This window comes from Arthrobacter rhizophilus (assembly GCF_026241105.1).
Taxonomy (GTDB): domain Bacteria; phylum Actinomycetota; class Actinomycetes; order Actinomycetales; family Micrococcaceae; genus Arthrobacter.
In genome coordinates this window covers 37,770-52,209 of record NZ_JAPFFT010000005.1, presented here as the reverse complement: position 1 = coordinate 52,209, position 14,440 = coordinate 37,770, and the positions used below count along the sequence as shown (strand labels likewise).

The 14,440-nt window shown below is 64.5% G+C and carries 16 protein-coding genes; 12 read left to right on the top strand and 4 right to left on the bottom strand.

Annotated features, from left to right (window positions below; all coding sequences use genetic code 11):
* Positions 1–5 precede the first annotated feature (5 nt).
* Positions 6–947 carry a tRNA (adenosine(37)-N6)-dimethylallyltransferase MiaA gene (miaA, locus tag OOZ51_RS06290; RefSeq protein WP_265978362.1) on the top strand — a complete coding sequence of 314 codons (942 nt, stop codon included), beginning with the start codon at positions 6–8 and terminating at the stop codon, positions 945–947.
* Between the two features lie 31 nt (positions 948–978).
* A complete protein-coding gene (gene dapF, locus OOZ51_RS06285; RefSeq protein WP_265978361.1) occupies positions 979–1,947 on the top strand; it encodes a diaminopimelate epimerase in 969 nt (322 codons plus the stop codon).
* Here the strand turns inward: dapF and OOZ51_RS06280 are convergent.
* On the bottom strand, positions 1,928–2,542 hold the full coding sequence (locus OOZ51_RS06280; protein ID WP_265978359.1) for a class I SAM-dependent methyltransferase: 615 nt from the start codon (positions 2,540–2,542) through the stop codon (positions 1,928–1,930). The two genes, dapF and OOZ51_RS06280, sit on opposite strands and share 20 nt — an antisense overlap.
* An 11-nt stretch (positions 2,543–2,553) precedes the next feature.
* Positions 2,554–2,694, bottom strand: a complete 141-nt coding sequence (locus tag OOZ51_RS06275) for a hypothetical protein (protein WP_265978358.1) — start codon at positions 2,692–2,694, stop codon at positions 2,554–2,556.
* A gap of 225 nt (positions 2,695–2,919) precedes the next feature.
* On the opposite strand from OOZ51_RS06275, the gene hflX reads away from it, so the two are divergent.
* Entirely contained in the window at positions 2,920–4,482 is a 1,563-nt protein-coding gene (gene hflX / locus OOZ51_RS06270) for a GTPase HflX (protein ID WP_265978357.1), read from the top strand.
* The gene (locus tag OOZ51_RS06265) at positions 4,475–6,538 is read left to right on the top strand and encodes an ATP-dependent DNA helicase (RefSeq protein ID WP_265978356.1); all 2,064 of its coding nucleotides are present in this window, start codon (positions 4,475–4,477) and stop codon (positions 6,536–6,538) included. Before hflX ends, OOZ51_RS06265 begins: the two co-directional genes overlap by 8 nt.
* 57 nt (positions 6,539–6,595) lie before the next feature.
* Here the strand turns inward: OOZ51_RS06265 and lexA are convergent, their stop codons facing one another.
* Positions 6,596–7,345, bottom strand: a complete 750-nt coding sequence (lexA, locus tag OOZ51_RS06260) for a transcriptional repressor LexA (RefSeq protein WP_265978355.1) — start codon at positions 7,343–7,345, stop codon at positions 6,596–6,598.
* A 367-nt stretch (positions 7,346–7,712) separates the two neighbouring features.
* Here lexA and OOZ51_RS06255 point away from each other — a divergent pair, with 367 nt between their 5' ends.
* From OOZ51_RS06255 to OOZ51_RS06220, 8 genes are all read left to right on the top strand, one after another.
* Positions 7,713–8,072 (top strand): LysM peptidoglycan-binding domain-containing protein, encoded by a 360-nt coding sequence (locus tag OOZ51_RS06255; RefSeq protein WP_265978354.1) that lies wholly within the window; start codon positions 7,713–7,715, stop codon positions 8,070–8,072.
* Between the two features lie 91 nt (positions 8,073–8,163).
* On the top strand, positions 8,164–9,282 hold the full coding sequence (locus tag OOZ51_RS06250; protein ID WP_265978353.1) for a histidinol-phosphate transaminase: 1,119 nt from the start codon (positions 8,164–8,166) through the stop codon (positions 9,280–9,282).
* A gap of 43 nt (positions 9,283–9,325) precedes the next feature.
* Positions 9,326–9,952 (top strand): imidazoleglycerol-phosphate dehydratase HisB, encoded by a 627-nt coding sequence (gene hisB, locus OOZ51_RS06245; RefSeq protein ID WP_265978351.1) that lies wholly within the window; start codon positions 9,326–9,328, stop codon positions 9,950–9,952.
* A complete protein-coding gene (hisH, locus tag OOZ51_RS06240) occupies positions 9,949–10,692 on the top strand; it encodes an imidazole glycerol phosphate synthase subunit HisH (protein WP_265978350.1) in 744 nt (247 codons plus the stop codon). Before hisB ends, hisH begins: the two co-directional genes overlap by 4 nt.
* Position 10,693: 1 nt before the next feature.
* Positions 10,694–10,852 (top strand): hypothetical protein, encoded by a 159-nt coding sequence (locus OOZ51_RS06235; RefSeq protein WP_265978349.1) that lies wholly within the window; start codon positions 10,694–10,696, stop codon positions 10,850–10,852.
* Positions 10,853–10,898: 46 nt separating this feature from the next.
* Positions 10,899–11,645, top strand: a complete 747-nt coding sequence (priA, locus tag OOZ51_RS06230; protein WP_184735761.1) for a bifunctional 1-(5-phosphoribosyl)-5-((5-phosphoribosylamino)methylideneamino)imidazole-4-carboxamide isomerase/phosphoribosylanthranilate isomerase PriA — start codon at positions 10,899–10,901, stop codon at positions 11,643–11,645.
* On the top strand, positions 11,645–12,547 hold the full coding sequence (locus tag OOZ51_RS06225) for an SseB family protein (RefSeq protein ID WP_265978348.1): 903 nt from the start codon (positions 11,645–11,647) through the stop codon (positions 12,545–12,547). The genes priA and OOZ51_RS06225 overlap by 1 nt, the downstream gene beginning before the upstream one ends.
* A 58-nt stretch (positions 12,548–12,605) precedes the next feature.
* Positions 12,606–13,940, top strand: coding sequence for an MFS transporter (locus tag OOZ51_RS06220; protein WP_265978346.1), 1,335 nt, complete (start codon positions 12,606–12,608; stop codon positions 13,938–13,940).
* Between the two features lie 105 nt (positions 13,941–14,045).
* On the opposite strand, the gene OOZ51_RS06215 is transcribed toward OOZ51_RS06220, so the two are convergent.
* Positions 14,046–14,432, bottom strand: a complete 387-nt coding sequence (locus OOZ51_RS06215) for a DUF1844 domain-containing protein (RefSeq protein ID WP_265978345.1) — start codon at positions 14,430–14,432, stop codon at positions 14,046–14,048.
* Positions 14,433–14,440 lie beyond the last annotated feature (8 nt).

Sequence of the window (14,440 nt, the reverse complement as noted above, 5' to 3'; positions counted from 1 at the left end):
TGGACATGACAGAAGCATCGGCCGGATCAGCTGATCCGAAGCCGCCCGTGATCGCCGTCGTCGGGCCTACAGGGTCCGGCAAGTCCGATCTTGGCGTCGCCCTCGCCCTAGAGCTTGACGGCGAGGTCATCAACGCCGACGCCATGCAGTTTTACCGGGGCATGGACATCGGCACGGCCAAGATCAGTGTCGCGGAACGCAGGGGAGTGCCCCACCACCTCCTGGACACCATGGGCGTGACCCAGGAAGCCAGCGTTTCCGATTTCCAGGCTGAGTGCCGGTCCGTTATTCGCGACATTCATAGCCGAGGCAAGCGGGCCATCCTGGTTGGCGGTTCAGGACTTTACGTTCGGGCAGCGCTCGACGTGCTGGAATTCCCGGGCACGGATCCCGACGTCAGGCAACGGCTGGAGCAGGAGCACCAAACATCAGGTCTCCCTGTCCTCCAGGAGCGCTTGGAACGTGTCGATCCCGTTTCCGCGGGCAGGCTCGGCGACGCGCGCCGCGTCATCCGGGCCTTGGAAGTCTTCGAGCTCACCGGACGCCCGTTCAGCTCATTCATGCCGCAGCGCGAGTACTTTCAGCCGGCGGTGCAGATAGGGCTCGACGTCGATCGGGACGTACTGCGCGATCGGCTCGCCGAGCGGGTCCACCGGATGGTCGACACTGGACTTCTGGAGGAGGTTGCGCGGCTGGACGCCGCCGGGCTGCGGCGAGGCAAGACGGCCTCGCGTGCGCTCGGCTACGCCCAGTTCCTCAAGGTTCTCGACGGCGAGTCGGACACGGCCACGGCGGCCGAAGAGACCATCGTGGCCACTCGCCAGTTCGCCCGCCGCCAGCTCACTTGGTTCCGTGCCGACTCCCGGATCCACTGGCTTGACTGGCAGGATCCCGATTTGGTGGCCAAGGCCGCAGATATCTGCGCAAGCCAGGCGTCGGCGATTTAGGCGCAACCCGCCGTACGGGTAGCCTTGATCCATGGACGAAACCCTTGCATTTTCCGCCCCGCAGCCCGCCGCTGCCGGCGGTGCCGTACCCGCCTCCGGTCTTCACGGGCTGGCCTTCTCCAAGGGGCACGGTACGGGCAACGATTTCGTCCTGATCGCGGACCCCGAAGACGCGCACCAGATCTCTCCGGAGCAGGTCGCGGCGCTTTGCGACCGCCACTTGGGAGTGGGTGGGGATGGGCTCATCCGAGCAGTCCCGTCGCGTTTCCTCGCTGAAGGCCGCCAGCTCCTCGACGCAGACCCTGATGCCGAATGGTTCATGGACTACCGCAACGGCGACGGCTCGCTGTCCGAAATGTGCGGCAACGGCGTCCGCGTATTCGTCCATTTCCTCGTCGAGCAGGGTTTTGTCGCCCTTAACGCTGGTGAGTCCTTGACGATCGGAACCCGCGGCGGCATCAAAAAGATCGTCCGCACAGCTGACGGTTACGCGGTTGACATGGGCCCTTGGGAGTTCATTTTCCCGCAGGATGCCACCAGCAAGGCCATGGACTCCCTCGTCAGTGCCGACGGATTGGAAGTTGCCCGGCCCGCCCTGTCGGTCAGCATGGGCAACCCGCACACGGTGGTGGCACTCGCCGAGCTTTCGGAGCTTAAGGCTACGCAGCTCTTCAAGGCACCGGTTGTGGATCCCAAGCCGGCCAACGGTACGAATGTCGAATTCGTGGTTCCCGCAGAGCCCCTCGTGCACGAAGGGATAGGCAACATCACCATGCGCGTCCACGAGAGGGGCGTCGGCGAAACCCAGTCGTGCGGCACGGGTGCCTGCGCGGCCGCCGTCGCTATCCGCCACTGGGCCGGGGAGGGCGCTCCCGATACGTGGCGCGTCAACGTGCCGGGCGGCGTCGTCGGGGTGCGGTTCTTCCCGGGCGCGAGCGGACGGGAACACGTGGAGCTCAGTGGCCCCGCCGTGATTGTTGCTAGCGGGACGCTTTCCTGATTCGCAGGATGCGAAACGATTTCGACGTACTTTCCCGGGAGACCGAGAAAGAATCGTTGAGAGTGTCGGCAAGCCAACGCTGAAGTGAATCCGCGCCGAGGTTTTTCTGGACCACGAGCCAGGCGTTTCCACCCGGCGCAAGCCGCGGCAGCCACGTAAGCAGCAGATTGTGAAGTTCATCCTTGCCGATACGGATGGGCGGGTTGGACCAGATGGTGTCAAACGTCACCGCGGGGTCGATGTCGTCCGGCAGGCTGGCGGTAACATTCCGGAGGTCCAGCAGGGCGGCGTTCTCGTTTGTCAGAGTGATGCAGCGTTCGTTGACATCAACCGCGTGGACGCGAGCATGCGGAGCCATCAGTCCCATGGTCAACGCGATGGGTCCCCAGCCGCAGCCGATGTCCAGCAGGTTTCCCTGCGGGGCCGGGGGTGGAACTTCGGAGAGCAGGATCGCTGTTCCCTTGTCGATCCCGTCGGGGCTGAAGATGCCGCCCGATGTCTGGAGCCGGCGGGTCGCGCCGGCCAGTTCCACCGTGAGGGGCTTGCGGGTGAACGGCCCCGCGGGCTGTGCGCTGAAATAGTGAGCAGACTCCATAGCTTGCCAGATTAGTGGCCAGCAGCGGGCAAGGGAAACCGCGGGTCGCCCAAGCCGAGCTTGACCTGGCCTGATAGTCTGGTGCGCATGTTCTTGATCTTTGAGTAGTCGGCACCGCCCGCGATGCAGGCCTGCTTCATTTGCAGCGCCATTCCGCCTTGGCAAGTCCGTTCCAGACCTTTCTTATCGACGTCTGGACACTCAGCAGGCCGTCCCCTTCCCGCCGTGGGTTCAGTGCGCGCAATCCGCGTACGCCGTCCCGGATGGAGAGCTCCGACCATCGGCAGAGCCTCGCCAGGCATCAGCCCTGCGCGAATTCCGCGCCACAAGACCCGAATCGGCACTATTCTGGAAATGCCGAACCCCTAAAGGAGACCATGACCACGCAGAAGAACACCGGACCCGATTCCGACGCCCAGGACATGAGTCCTGAAGAAATCCAGGCTGTCATCGACCGGATTCTCTCCAAGGACGCACCGGCCATAGAGCAGGAACGCGAAGAACCCAGGGGCGTGTTTGGCAAGGCCCAGGCGATTTCGCGCCTGGACGAAGAACACAGCATCTACGACGGCGATCAAGAGGATCTGGCCGAGCGCCGGGCCTTGGGCCGCACCGCGGGTCTGTCCACGGAACTTGAAGATGTCACCGAAGTCGAATACCGGCAGCTGCGCCTTGAACGCGTGGTGCTTGCAGGCCTCTGGACCGAAGGAACCCTGGCCGACGCTGAGAACTCCTTGAGGGAACTCGCAGCGCTGGCCGAGACTGCTGGTTCGGAAGTCCTGGATGGGATCGTCCAGCGACGCATGAAGCCGGACCCCGGCACCTTCCTTGGCTCAGGCAAGGCCCTGGAGCTCAAGGACATCGTCTCGTCCACGGGCGCGGACACCGTGGTGGTCGACGCTGAATTGGCGCCGTCCCAGCGGCGCGGTCTGGAGGACATCGTCAAGGTCAAGGTGGTGGACCGCACCACGTTGATCCTCGATATTTTCGCGCAGCATGCGAAGAGCCGCGAGGGCAAGGCCCAAGTCGAACTGGCGCAGCTGGAATACCTGTTGCCGCGCCTGCGGGGCTGGGGCGATTCCATGTCCCGCCAGGCCGGTGGCCAGGTGGGCGGTGCCGGAGCAGGCATGGGTTCGCGAGGTCCCGGTGAAACCAAGATCGAACTGGACCGCCGTCGAATCCGCACGCGGATGGCCAAGCTGCGGCGTGAAATCGCCGCGATGAAGCCGGCCCGTGAGACCAAGCGGGCCAACCGCCGTCGTAATGCCGTTCCTTCGGTCGCCATCGCCGGCTACACCAACGCGGGAAAGTCCTCCCTCCTCAACCGTCTGACGGACGCGGGCGTCCTCGTGGAGAACGCCCTGTTCGCCACGCTGGATCCAACGGTCCGCAAAGCCCAGACTCCGGACGGGATCGGCTACACGCTATCGGACACGGTGGGCTTCGTGCGTTCGATGCCCACCCAGCTCGTGGAGGCGTTCCGCTCCACGCTGGAAGAGGTAGCCGACGCCGATCTGATCCTCCATGTTGTGGACGCCTCGCACCCGGATCCGGAGGGCCAGATCGCGGCCGTCCGTACGGTCTTCAGCGAAGTGGATGCCCGGAAAATCCCGGAAATCATCGTCTTGAACAAGGCAGACGTCGCCGATCCGTTCGTTGTCGAGAGGCTCAAGCAGAAAGAGCCACGCCATGTGGTGGTGTCTACCCGGACAGGCCAGGGCATCGCCGAGCTTCTTGGGGCCATCAGCACGGCCATTCCGCGTCCCGGTGTGCGCCTTGAGGTTCTGATTCCGTACAACCGTGGGGAGCTCATCAACAAGCTGCACAACACCGACGCCGAAATCCTGAGCCTTGAGCACGAGGAAGAAGGCACCCGAGTGGTAGCCATGGTCCATGAGAACCTGGCCGCCGAGTTGGAGTCGTTCGTCAGCAATGGTTGATCCGGAAGCGGGGGAACGCGGCGAAACCGTGCGTGAACGGACCGCCCTTGAACTCCTGGACAAAGCCGTCGCCGGTATGGGTGGCCAAAACCGCGCAGGCCAGCACCAGATGGCCAAACACGTAGCGCGGGCGATCGAGACCGGTGAGCACCTACTGGTGCAGGCTGGAACGGGCACGGGCAAGTCCCTCGCGTACTTGATTCCGTTGATTGCGCACGCGATGGAGAGCAAGAAGCCCGCGCTAGTGTCCACGGCCACCCTCGCCCTCCAGACGCAGATTGTGGGCCGGGACCTGCCGCGGCTTCTGGAAACCATCAATCCAGAGCTGGAGCGGCCGGTCAGCATCGCGTTGGTCAAGGGCCGGGCCAACTATGTGTGCAGGCACAAGTTGGAGGGCGGATTTCCCAGCGAGGAACCCGCCGAAGGGCAATTGTTCTCCCTCGGCGAGGACACCAGCGTTCCCCACCTTGCGGCCGCGATCGGCGGGCCCTCGTCCCAGCTCGGCAAGGAAGTGCTGAGGCTGCGGGAGTGGGCCGGGAAGACCATGACCGGGGATCGCGACGAACTCATGCCGGGCGTGACGGACCGGGCCTGGCGCCAGGTGTCCGTCACGTCCATGGAGTGCCTTGGGGCGCAAAAGTGTCCAATGGCGGAGGAATGCTTCAGCGAGCTGGCCCGCCACCGCGCCGCGGAATCCGACGTCGTAGTCACCAACCACGCGATGCTCGCCGTCAGCGCCTTCGAAGGCCTGGCCGTGCTGCCCGAGTACGACGTCGTGGTGGTCGACGAGGCCCACGAGCTCCAGGACCGCGTCACTGGTGCAGTGTCAGGGCAGCTGTCCGTGGCAATGATCCATGCTGCCGCCTCCAGCGCCCGCAAACACACCGCCGTCACGGTGGACGCGCTGAACGCCGCAGCGGACCGCCTGGAGCTTGCAGTTGCCGGGGCGCCTTCCGGCCTCCTGCCCAACGGGCTCAACGACGAACAACTTGATTGCGTGGACCAGCTCAGGGAAGCCTGCCGCGCCGCCCTGTCCGATTCGAAAGGGGATTCGTCCAACGCGGTGGACGGCGGACGCCAGCTCGCGCGCTCCCGGCTGATGCTGATCCTGGAACTGTGCGAGAGGCTGCTCTCCGCCAGGGAAAACAAGGAAGTCGTGTGGCTCTCGCGGAACAGCGCTTTTGATCCGCAGCAGGGCTACACGGCGCCGGATGAGGAATCGCCTGCGCTCATCAATATCGCCCCGCTCAGCGTGGCGGCACGGCTCCGGGAAGGGCTCTTCGCGGGGCATACCGTGGTGTTGACCTCCGCCACCTTGGCTATTGGTTCCGCTTTCGAGGCCACCGCCGGAGGACTGGGACTGACAGGTCAAGGCGCTCCGAGCTGGACTGGCGTGGACGTCGGCTCGCCGTTCGATTACCCCAAGCAGGGCATGCTGTACGTTGCCAGGCACCTGCCCAAGCCCGGACGCGGCACCTCGCCCGAGGCGCTTGACGAACTTGAAGAGCTCATCAAGGCCTCCCACGGCGGAGCCTTGTGCCTCTTTTCTTCCCGACGGGCAGCGGAGGAAGCCGCGGACGCGATGCGGTCACGCTTGGAAGTCGAGATCCTGTGCCAGGGTGAGTCGACCATGGCCGCGCTGGTGAGGCAGTTTGCCGAGGAGGATGACACCTGCCTGTTCGGCACCATGTCCCTTTGGCAAGGCGTCGACGTCCCGGGCGGTTCATGCCGGTTGGTGGTCATTGACCGGATCCCGTTCCCGCGTCCGGACGATCCCCTGATGACAGCACGGTCCCGCGCCGTAGCGCAGGCCGGCGGCAATGGTTTCATGGCGGTGTCTGCCACGCACGCGGCCATCCGGCTGGCGCAGGGCGCCGGCCGTCTCATCCGTTCAAACGGTGACAAAGGCGTGGTGGCAGTACTCGATTCACGGCTTTCGACCGAGCGTTACGGCAACTTCCTCCGGGCAGCCTTGCCGCCCTTCTGGGCCACCACCGACCGCACAGTGGTCCGCGGCGCGCTCGAACGGCTTTACGCCGAGTCAGCCAAGGCCTGAAGCGGATGTCCTAGAAGCGGGCGCGTCCTAAGTGAGCGCGTCCTAAGTGAGCGCGTCTTAAAGTGAGCGCAGCACAGAGACGACCTTGCCCATGATCGTGGCATGGTCGCCCAGAATGGGTTCGTACTGAGTGTTCTGGGGGAGCAGCCACGTGTGGCCGTCACGCTGACGGAAGGTCTTGACGGTGGCTTCGTCGTCCAGGAGAGCTGCCACGATGTCGCCGTTGATGGCATCATTCTGGCGCCGTACTACTACCCAGTCTCCGTCGCAGATGGCGGCGTCGATCATGGAATCACCGGCGACCTTCAGCATGAAGAGCTCGCCATGGCCTACCAACTGGCGGGGCAGCGGCAGGACGTCCTCAACTGTCTGATCCGCCAAGATGGGTCCGCCAGCGGCGATGCGGCCAACGAGGGGCACCATGGCCGTATCGCTGGCACTGGCAAGCTCGGTGACGGCCAAGCCACCGGCGCTGCGGAGTTTCGACGGCGCTTCAACGCCCGGTATGACAGAGCCGCCATCCAAGGTCAATGGCATGAGGACTTCCATCGCCCGCGGACGCTTGGGATCGCGACGAAGATAGCCGAGCTTTTCGAGCTGCGACAACTGGTGCGTGACGCTGGACAAGCTAGCCAGGCCAACAGTGTCCCCGATTTCGCGCATTGACGGCGGGTAGCCGTGATCGTTCACTGAACGCTGGATGGTCTCCAGGATCTTCTTTTGGCGGACGGTCAGGCTCTTGGGAGCCTTCTGCGGCTGCGGGCTCCGCGGTGAGGCCGATCCGCTGCCAGTGGCTTTCGCTGCCATGTTCGCCAACGCCCTTCCGTTCCGCCCGATCTGCGCTGAGGCGCTTGCCGGGACTGTTGGCCTGAAATGTCAGACCCTCCTGTTGCACTGATTCAGTGCTTGTTTCTTCACTCAAACGTAGGGCAGGCACAGGCGTTTATCAAACATTTGTTCTAGCGAGTCTCGACATCGTTCGTTGATAAGTGCTAAAAATGTCATAGCAAGGTTCGAATATGTGTTCTATAAAAGTGCTGCAGGTCCGGGTGTTCCTTCGAATCGTTCGAAGACATCAGCGAACAACCGCCCTGTAAGCACTGACTGAAGGCAAGAATTAGCAGCCGCATTCCAGAGATTCCGGAACGCGGCATTGTTCAGAAGGGCTCAGCTCATGTCCGCTATCACCATCAACCACACATCCGGCCGCCGTACGGCACCGGTCCGGCTTCGCTTGACCCGCCGGGGCCGCATGGTCTTCTTCGGTGTTCCAGCAATGCTCCTGGTTGCAGCGCTGCTGAGTCTGGCGGGATTTCTGAATTCGCCGGCCAAGGCCGCTGATTCAGCCACCGAGCTTCAGCCCACCTCCAGTACGAGCGTCACGGTGCAAATGGGCCAGTCGTTGTGGGGGATTGCCGGAACTGCCGCACCTTCCCGGGATCCACGCGACGTCGTTGCCGAAATTATCCAACTGAACAACCTGCAGGACGGCCACATCGTGCCGGGCCAGCAGCTGTTCATCCCTGCCACTTAATCGCAGCTCTGACCGCGATAACAGGTCCTCTGAGCGGCCGCTTGGCCGTCACAGTTTCAGGGCAGCAGTCGGCGCACCTTAAACTGTCATGGTGAGTGACCAGCTTGAGCGACTTGACCGACTTCCCCTCCGGACCAACCTGCGTGGCCTGAGCCCCTATGGCGCGCCGCAGCTTGATGTGCCGATCTTGCTCAACGTCAATGAAAACACCCATGGCGTGCCCGCGGATGTCCAAGCGGCGATCACCGAAGCCGTGGCGGCGGCCGCCACGGGACTGAACCGCTACCCGGACCGCGAGTTCACCGAATTGCGCGAGGCCCTCGCAGAGTACCTGGGCCACGGAATGGCTGGCGAGAACATCTGGGCGGCGAACGGCTCCAACGAGGTTCTGCAGCAGATCCTCCAGGCCTTCGGCGGCCCGGGACGCACTGCTCTTGGCTTCCCGCCCACGTACTCCATGTACCCCCTGCTCGCCAGTGGGACGGACACCGCATACATTGCCGGGGTTCGGGCTGAAGACTACGGCCTTGATGCAGCCTCCGCCGCCGCACAGGTTCGCGAGATCCAGCCAAACGTCGTGTTCCTGTGTTCTCCGAACAACCCCACCGGCACAGGGCTTGGCATTGACGTCGTCGAGGCCGTCTACGAGGCCGGAGAAGCAAGCCAGGCGATTGTGATCGTGGACGAGGCGTACCACGAGTTCGCCCACGACAACACTCCGAGCGCGTTGACGCTTCTCCCGGGCCGTGAGCGTCTCATCGTTTCCCGGACCATGAGCAAAGCCTTCGCCCTCGCTGGTGCTCGCATCGGCTACATGGCAGCGGCCCCCGAGGTTGCCGACGCGATCCGCTTGGTCCGCCTCCCGTATCACCTCTCGGCGATCACCCAAGCAACCGCGCTGGCCGCACTGCGGCACCGCGAGGCCCTCATGGCGGACGTCGAAGACATCAAGATCCAGCGGGACCGGATTGTGAACGAGTTGACCCGGATGGGGCTCAAGCCCGCCGCTTCGGATTCCAACTACGTGTTCTTCGGTGGGCTCAAGAACCCGCACGCCTTGTGGCAAGGCCTGCTGGAGCGTGGGGTCCTCATCCGTGATGTCGGCATACCGGGCCACCTCCGGGTCACGGCCGGTACCGAGCCGGAGACCACTGCCTTCCTCGAGGCGCTCGAAGCCTTGCTGGACGGCCAAGTCGCCGCACCGGCCTAGACTTGAACCAGTCCCACCACTCCTTCCTCCTAAGGACATCTCAATGAGCGAAAACGGCGCCGGCACGGCGGCCGCCCGGACAGCACGCATGGAACGCACCACCAGTGAGTCCTCCGTCCTGGTCGAAATCAATCTCGACGGCACTGGGGTCTCGGACATCAGCACCACGGTGCCGTTCTACGACCACATGCTGACGGCGCTCTGCAAGCATTCGCTCATCGACATGACAGTCAAGGCCACTGGGGACACCCACATCGACGCCCACCACACGGTGGAAGACGTTGCCATCACCCTCGGTGAGGTGCTGCGCACCGCGCTGGGCAACAAGGCCGGCATCCGCCGCTTCGGTGAGGCGACCGTTCCGTTGGATGAAGCTCTGGCCCACGCCGTCGTCGACGTTTCCGGACGTCCTTACCTGGTCCACGGCGGGGAGCCCGCTGGCCAGGAATACCACCTGATCGGTGGACACTTCACCGGTTCGCTGACGCGCCACGTCTTTGAAGCGATCACCCTGCACGCCGGCATCTGCCTCCACATGAACGTCCTGGCCGGCCGGGACCCGCACCACATTGTGGAGGCTCAGTTCAAGGCCTTCGCACGTGCACTCCGTTCCGCCGTTGAGTCCGATCCCAGGGTCGAAGGCATCCCGTCCACGAAGGGCGCCTTGTGAGTGGGCAGATCCTCAAGGATGGCGCCATCGTGAACCCGAAGGCTGCAAGCCGCATTGTCTCGCCTGAGGGAAAGCCGACAGTAACTGTCCTGGACTACGGGTCGGGAAATGTCCGCTCTGCCGTTCGGGCGCTTGAACGTGCCGGTGCAGATGTCACGCTGAGCGCCAAGCCTGAAGACGTCCTGAACGCCGACGGTCTGTTGGTCCCGGGCGTGGGCGCCTTCGAAACGGTGATGCGTGAACTCAAAGCAGTCGATGCCATCCGGATGATCGGTCGTCGCGTTGCCGGCGGCCGGCCTGTCCTGGGCATCTGCGTTGGGCTCCAGGTTCTGTTCGAGGCGGGCGTAGAGCATGGAACAGAGGCAGAAGGCATGGGCGAGTGGCCCGGCAAGGTGGAGCTCCTCCCAGCACCCGTTGTCCCGCACATGGGCTGGAACACCGTGGACGTGCCGGAAGGCTCAAAGCTGTTCGCCGGCGTCGAGCACGAACGGTTCTACTTTGTGCACTCCTATGGTGTGCAGAAGTGGGAATTCGACGTCGTCCAGCCCCGCATGGCGCCGCCGAAGGTGACTTGGTCCGAGCACGGGGCCCCGTTCATCGCCGCCGTGGAGAACGGTCCTCTGTGCGCCACCCAATTCCACCCGGAAAAGTCTGGCGACGCCGGAGCTCGGCTCCTGCGCAACTGGGTCGAGAGCCTGCGTCCGGACTCTCCGGCACCAGAGACGGGCACAACTGCCTGACATGTGGTCAATCATTTTCATGGGCTTGGCCGGTTTGCTGGTGGGCGGAGGAATCTCCTTCCACCAGCAGAAACGCCCCGCCTGGGTCTCCGTTTCGTTCTACGTACTGGCCGGTCTGGCACTGCTGGCGGCCTACCTCTTCACCTTGCCCCCTAAATGACACGGCCGGGCAACTGACGCCCGTCCCCACAACACCGAGGACTTCAATGACCACCGCCTCCGAACTGCCCGTTCTGGAACTCCTGCCCGCCGTCGACATCGTGGACGGCCAGGCCGTCCGCCTCCTTCAGGGAGAAGCCGGCTCGGAGACCAGTTACGGCACCCCGCTGGAAGCAGCCCTGAACTGGCAGAACGCCGGTGCCGAGTGGGTGCACATGGTGGACCTGGACGCCGCTTTTGGCCGCGGCAACAACGCCGACCTCATCAGCGAGGTCGTGTCGCAGCTGAACGTCAAAGTGGAGCTGTCTGGCGGACTTCGCGACGACGAATCCCTCGAACGTGCGCTGGAGCTCGGCGTCGCCCGCGTGAACCTCGGTACTGCCGCCTTGGAGAACCCGGAATGGACCCGCCGGGCGATAGACCGCTTCGGTGACAAGATCGCCGTCGGGCTCGACGTCCGCGGCACAACGCTCGCGGGTCGCGGCTGGACCAAAGAAGGCGGAGATCTCTGGGAGGTGCTGGCACGCCTTGAGGACGCCGGCTGCGCCCGCTACGTGGTCACCGACGTCACGAAAGACGGAACGCTTCAGGGCCCCAACGTCGAACTCTTGCGCCAGATGGTGGAAAAGACGGGCAAGCCGGTGGTTGCGTCCGGCGGCATCTCGAGCTTGGAAGACCTGAGGGTCCTGCGGGAGCTCGTGCCGCTCGGCGTTGAAGGAGCGATCGTTGGCAAGGCGCTATACGCCGGTGCTTTCACGCTCCCGGAAGCCCTGGACGTCGCCGGCCGCCGCTGATGTCCCAGGATCCACAGTCCCCAGTTGCCGGCAAGGCTTCAACCCCGGCCTCCCGGCAACTGCCCGGGCACATCGCGGCGGCCCTCGCGGGCGCCGGGGGAGCAGGCGACTCTGCTGGCCAGCCCTGGGCGGGCCGGAACCTGAGCGGTGATGCCGCCAAGATCCACAATTTCGAGGACGACGACGGAACTGCCGACGCCGGGTACCTCGCCGCTGTCTCGGCCCTCCTTGCCGGCACAGGAAGCGAAGCCGGTGTGGTGGCTTCGTTGGCAACAGCGAGGGTCTTTGTCCCGGTGGTGGCCCAGCTCGCTGAGGAAGCCGAGGGCGTGGATGGTCACCATGCCGACAAGCAGGCCGACATGGCGCTCGTGACACTGAAAGCGCCGGATGGCCGCACGGCCATGCCCGTGTTCACCTCGGCCTCCGCCTTGGAAGCCTGGCACCCGCAGGCCCGTCCGGTGGCCGTTTATGCAGCCCGGGCAGCACTGTCTGCCGTCTCGGAGGGAGCCCAGCTACTCGTGTTGGATCCCGGCTCGGATGTCACTTTCGTGGTGCGCCGGCCTGCCATGTGGTCACTGGCACAACAGCGCGACTGGACGCCGTCGTACCTTGATGATGAACTGGAGTCTGCTCTCAATTCCTTGGCGGGGACGTACCCGGCAGTGCGGCGCCTCGAGATCCGGCCAGGTGCCGGGGTAGCTTCGCTCACGGCCGATGGTTCGACCATGGCCGGTGGGGGACCGGGACCCGAACTGCGCGTGGTGCTGTATCTCGAAGACGGCCTGGATGCCGCTGCGATCCAGGATCTGGTCTCCGGGCTGAACGGGCGTTGGGCGCAGAACGAATTGTTCGCCGAGCGGGTTGACTCGATCGAAGTCAGCTTGCAGCGGGCGGCACAGTAGCCGAAGGCGCGGGGGGAACGTCCTTGTCCTGCCGTCGGCAGAACAGAGGATATAGCTCGTGAATTTCTCTCTCTACCGGGAGATGCTGTCCATCACGTCCGTGCGGCGTCTCCTGCTGGTGGGCATGGTTGCCCGAATACCGCACTCGGCAGCAGGGGTTCTGCTCACCCTGCACATCGTGCTGACCTTGGGCAAGGGATACGCTGCCGCCGGTGCTGCCGCCGCGGTATTCACCATCGGCATTGCGATTGGCGCTCCGTGGCGCGGGCGCCGCGTGGACACTGTTGGCCTGCGCAAGGCGCTCATCCCTTCCGTGGTCTCGGAACTGGTCATTTGGTCCGTTGTCCCGCACGTGAGCTACGAATGGATCCTGCCCCTCGTCTTCATCGGTGGCCTGCTGACGCTGCCGATCTTCAGTGTCATCCGCCAGTCGCTCGGCGTGCTGGTAGATGGTGAGCAACGGCGTTCCGCGTACGCCTTGGATTCGATCGCCACCGAAGTGGTCTTCATGATCGGCCCCGCAGTGGGCGCGGTTGTGGCCACGAGCGGGTTCACCGTCCTGGGCCTGACCATCGTGGGCGTCTGCACGTCGGCCGCCGGGCTTTTCCTTCTGTGGTTCAACCCGCCCACCCGCAGCGATGATGTCCTGGATGCCAGCCAAGCGGCTGACCGCGACGCCGACGAGCTCCACGCCGCCGAAGCTGCCGTTGTGGCATCGGCTCCGGCCCATCTCCAGGAGGCTGCTTCGGAGATGGCCCAGGCGGCTTCCCAGCCTTCCGGATTGCGGGGAAAGATGGCGAGGAACTTCACTTGGTTCACCGCGGCAGTGGCCGCGGTGTTCGCCGTTGCCGCAGGATCGGGCATGGTCCTGAGCGGAACCGACGTCGGAATCGTGGCGGTATTGCAGCGCGGCGGGCACGAGAGCGAGATCGGGATTGTTTTCTTCTTCTGGTGCGCCTCATCGGTAGTCGGCGGACTCATTTACGGAGCGATGCACCGGCCCGTCTCGCCGATCCTGCTCCTGCTGGGCATGGCGGCCCTGACCATTCCGATGGGCTTCGCCGGGGACACGTGGACCCTTGCCTTGTTGTCCCTTCTGCCGGGTCTGCTTTGCGCGCCGGTGCTGTCCGCAGCCTCTGAAAAAGTCGCGGACATCGTGGATGAGGACCGGCGCGGCGAGGCAATGGGCTGGTATGGCTCGGCGTTGACCGCGGGCGTGGCCTTCGGTTCGCCGGTCGCCGGGCTTTTTATCGACGGGGTGGGACCGTGGGCAGGATTCGTGGCAATTGGGACAGCGGGAGTGGTGCTGTGCCTTGCCGGGCTGTTCCTCCAGCTGCGTCGGCGCCGGATCATGACTATCGCCCAGGCCGGCGCGGGGGATCCCGCCAACTGAGTTGCGCCGCGAACGCGGCTGTGGCGCATAAACCGCCAGGATACGACGACGGCGGGCTGGCCAGGAAGGCCAGCCCGCCGTCGCGGTCTAACAGGTGAGTCCGGGTCAGTTGACCGGGCCGGTGAACTTTTCGCCCGGGCCCTTGCCTGGCTCGTCCGGGATCAGCGAAGCTTCGCGGAATGCGAGCTGGAGGGAACGCAGGCCATCGCGCAAGGGGCCGGCATGCTGTGAACCGATTTCCGGTGCAGCGGCCGTAACCAGCCCGGCCAAGGCGGTGATCAGTTTGCGGGCTTCGTCCAGGTCCTTGAGTCCCTCAGCCTCGGGGTCGTCGGCCAAGCCCACCTTGACAGCCGCTGCGCTCATGAGGTGAACGGCGCCAGTGGTGATGACCTCAACAGCCGGAACTTCCGAAATGTCGCGGATCTGCTGGCTTACTCCGGCGTCAGTACCGGCGGGCTCGTGGTGGAGGGAATTGCTGTCTGAAGTGCTCATGCTGGTAA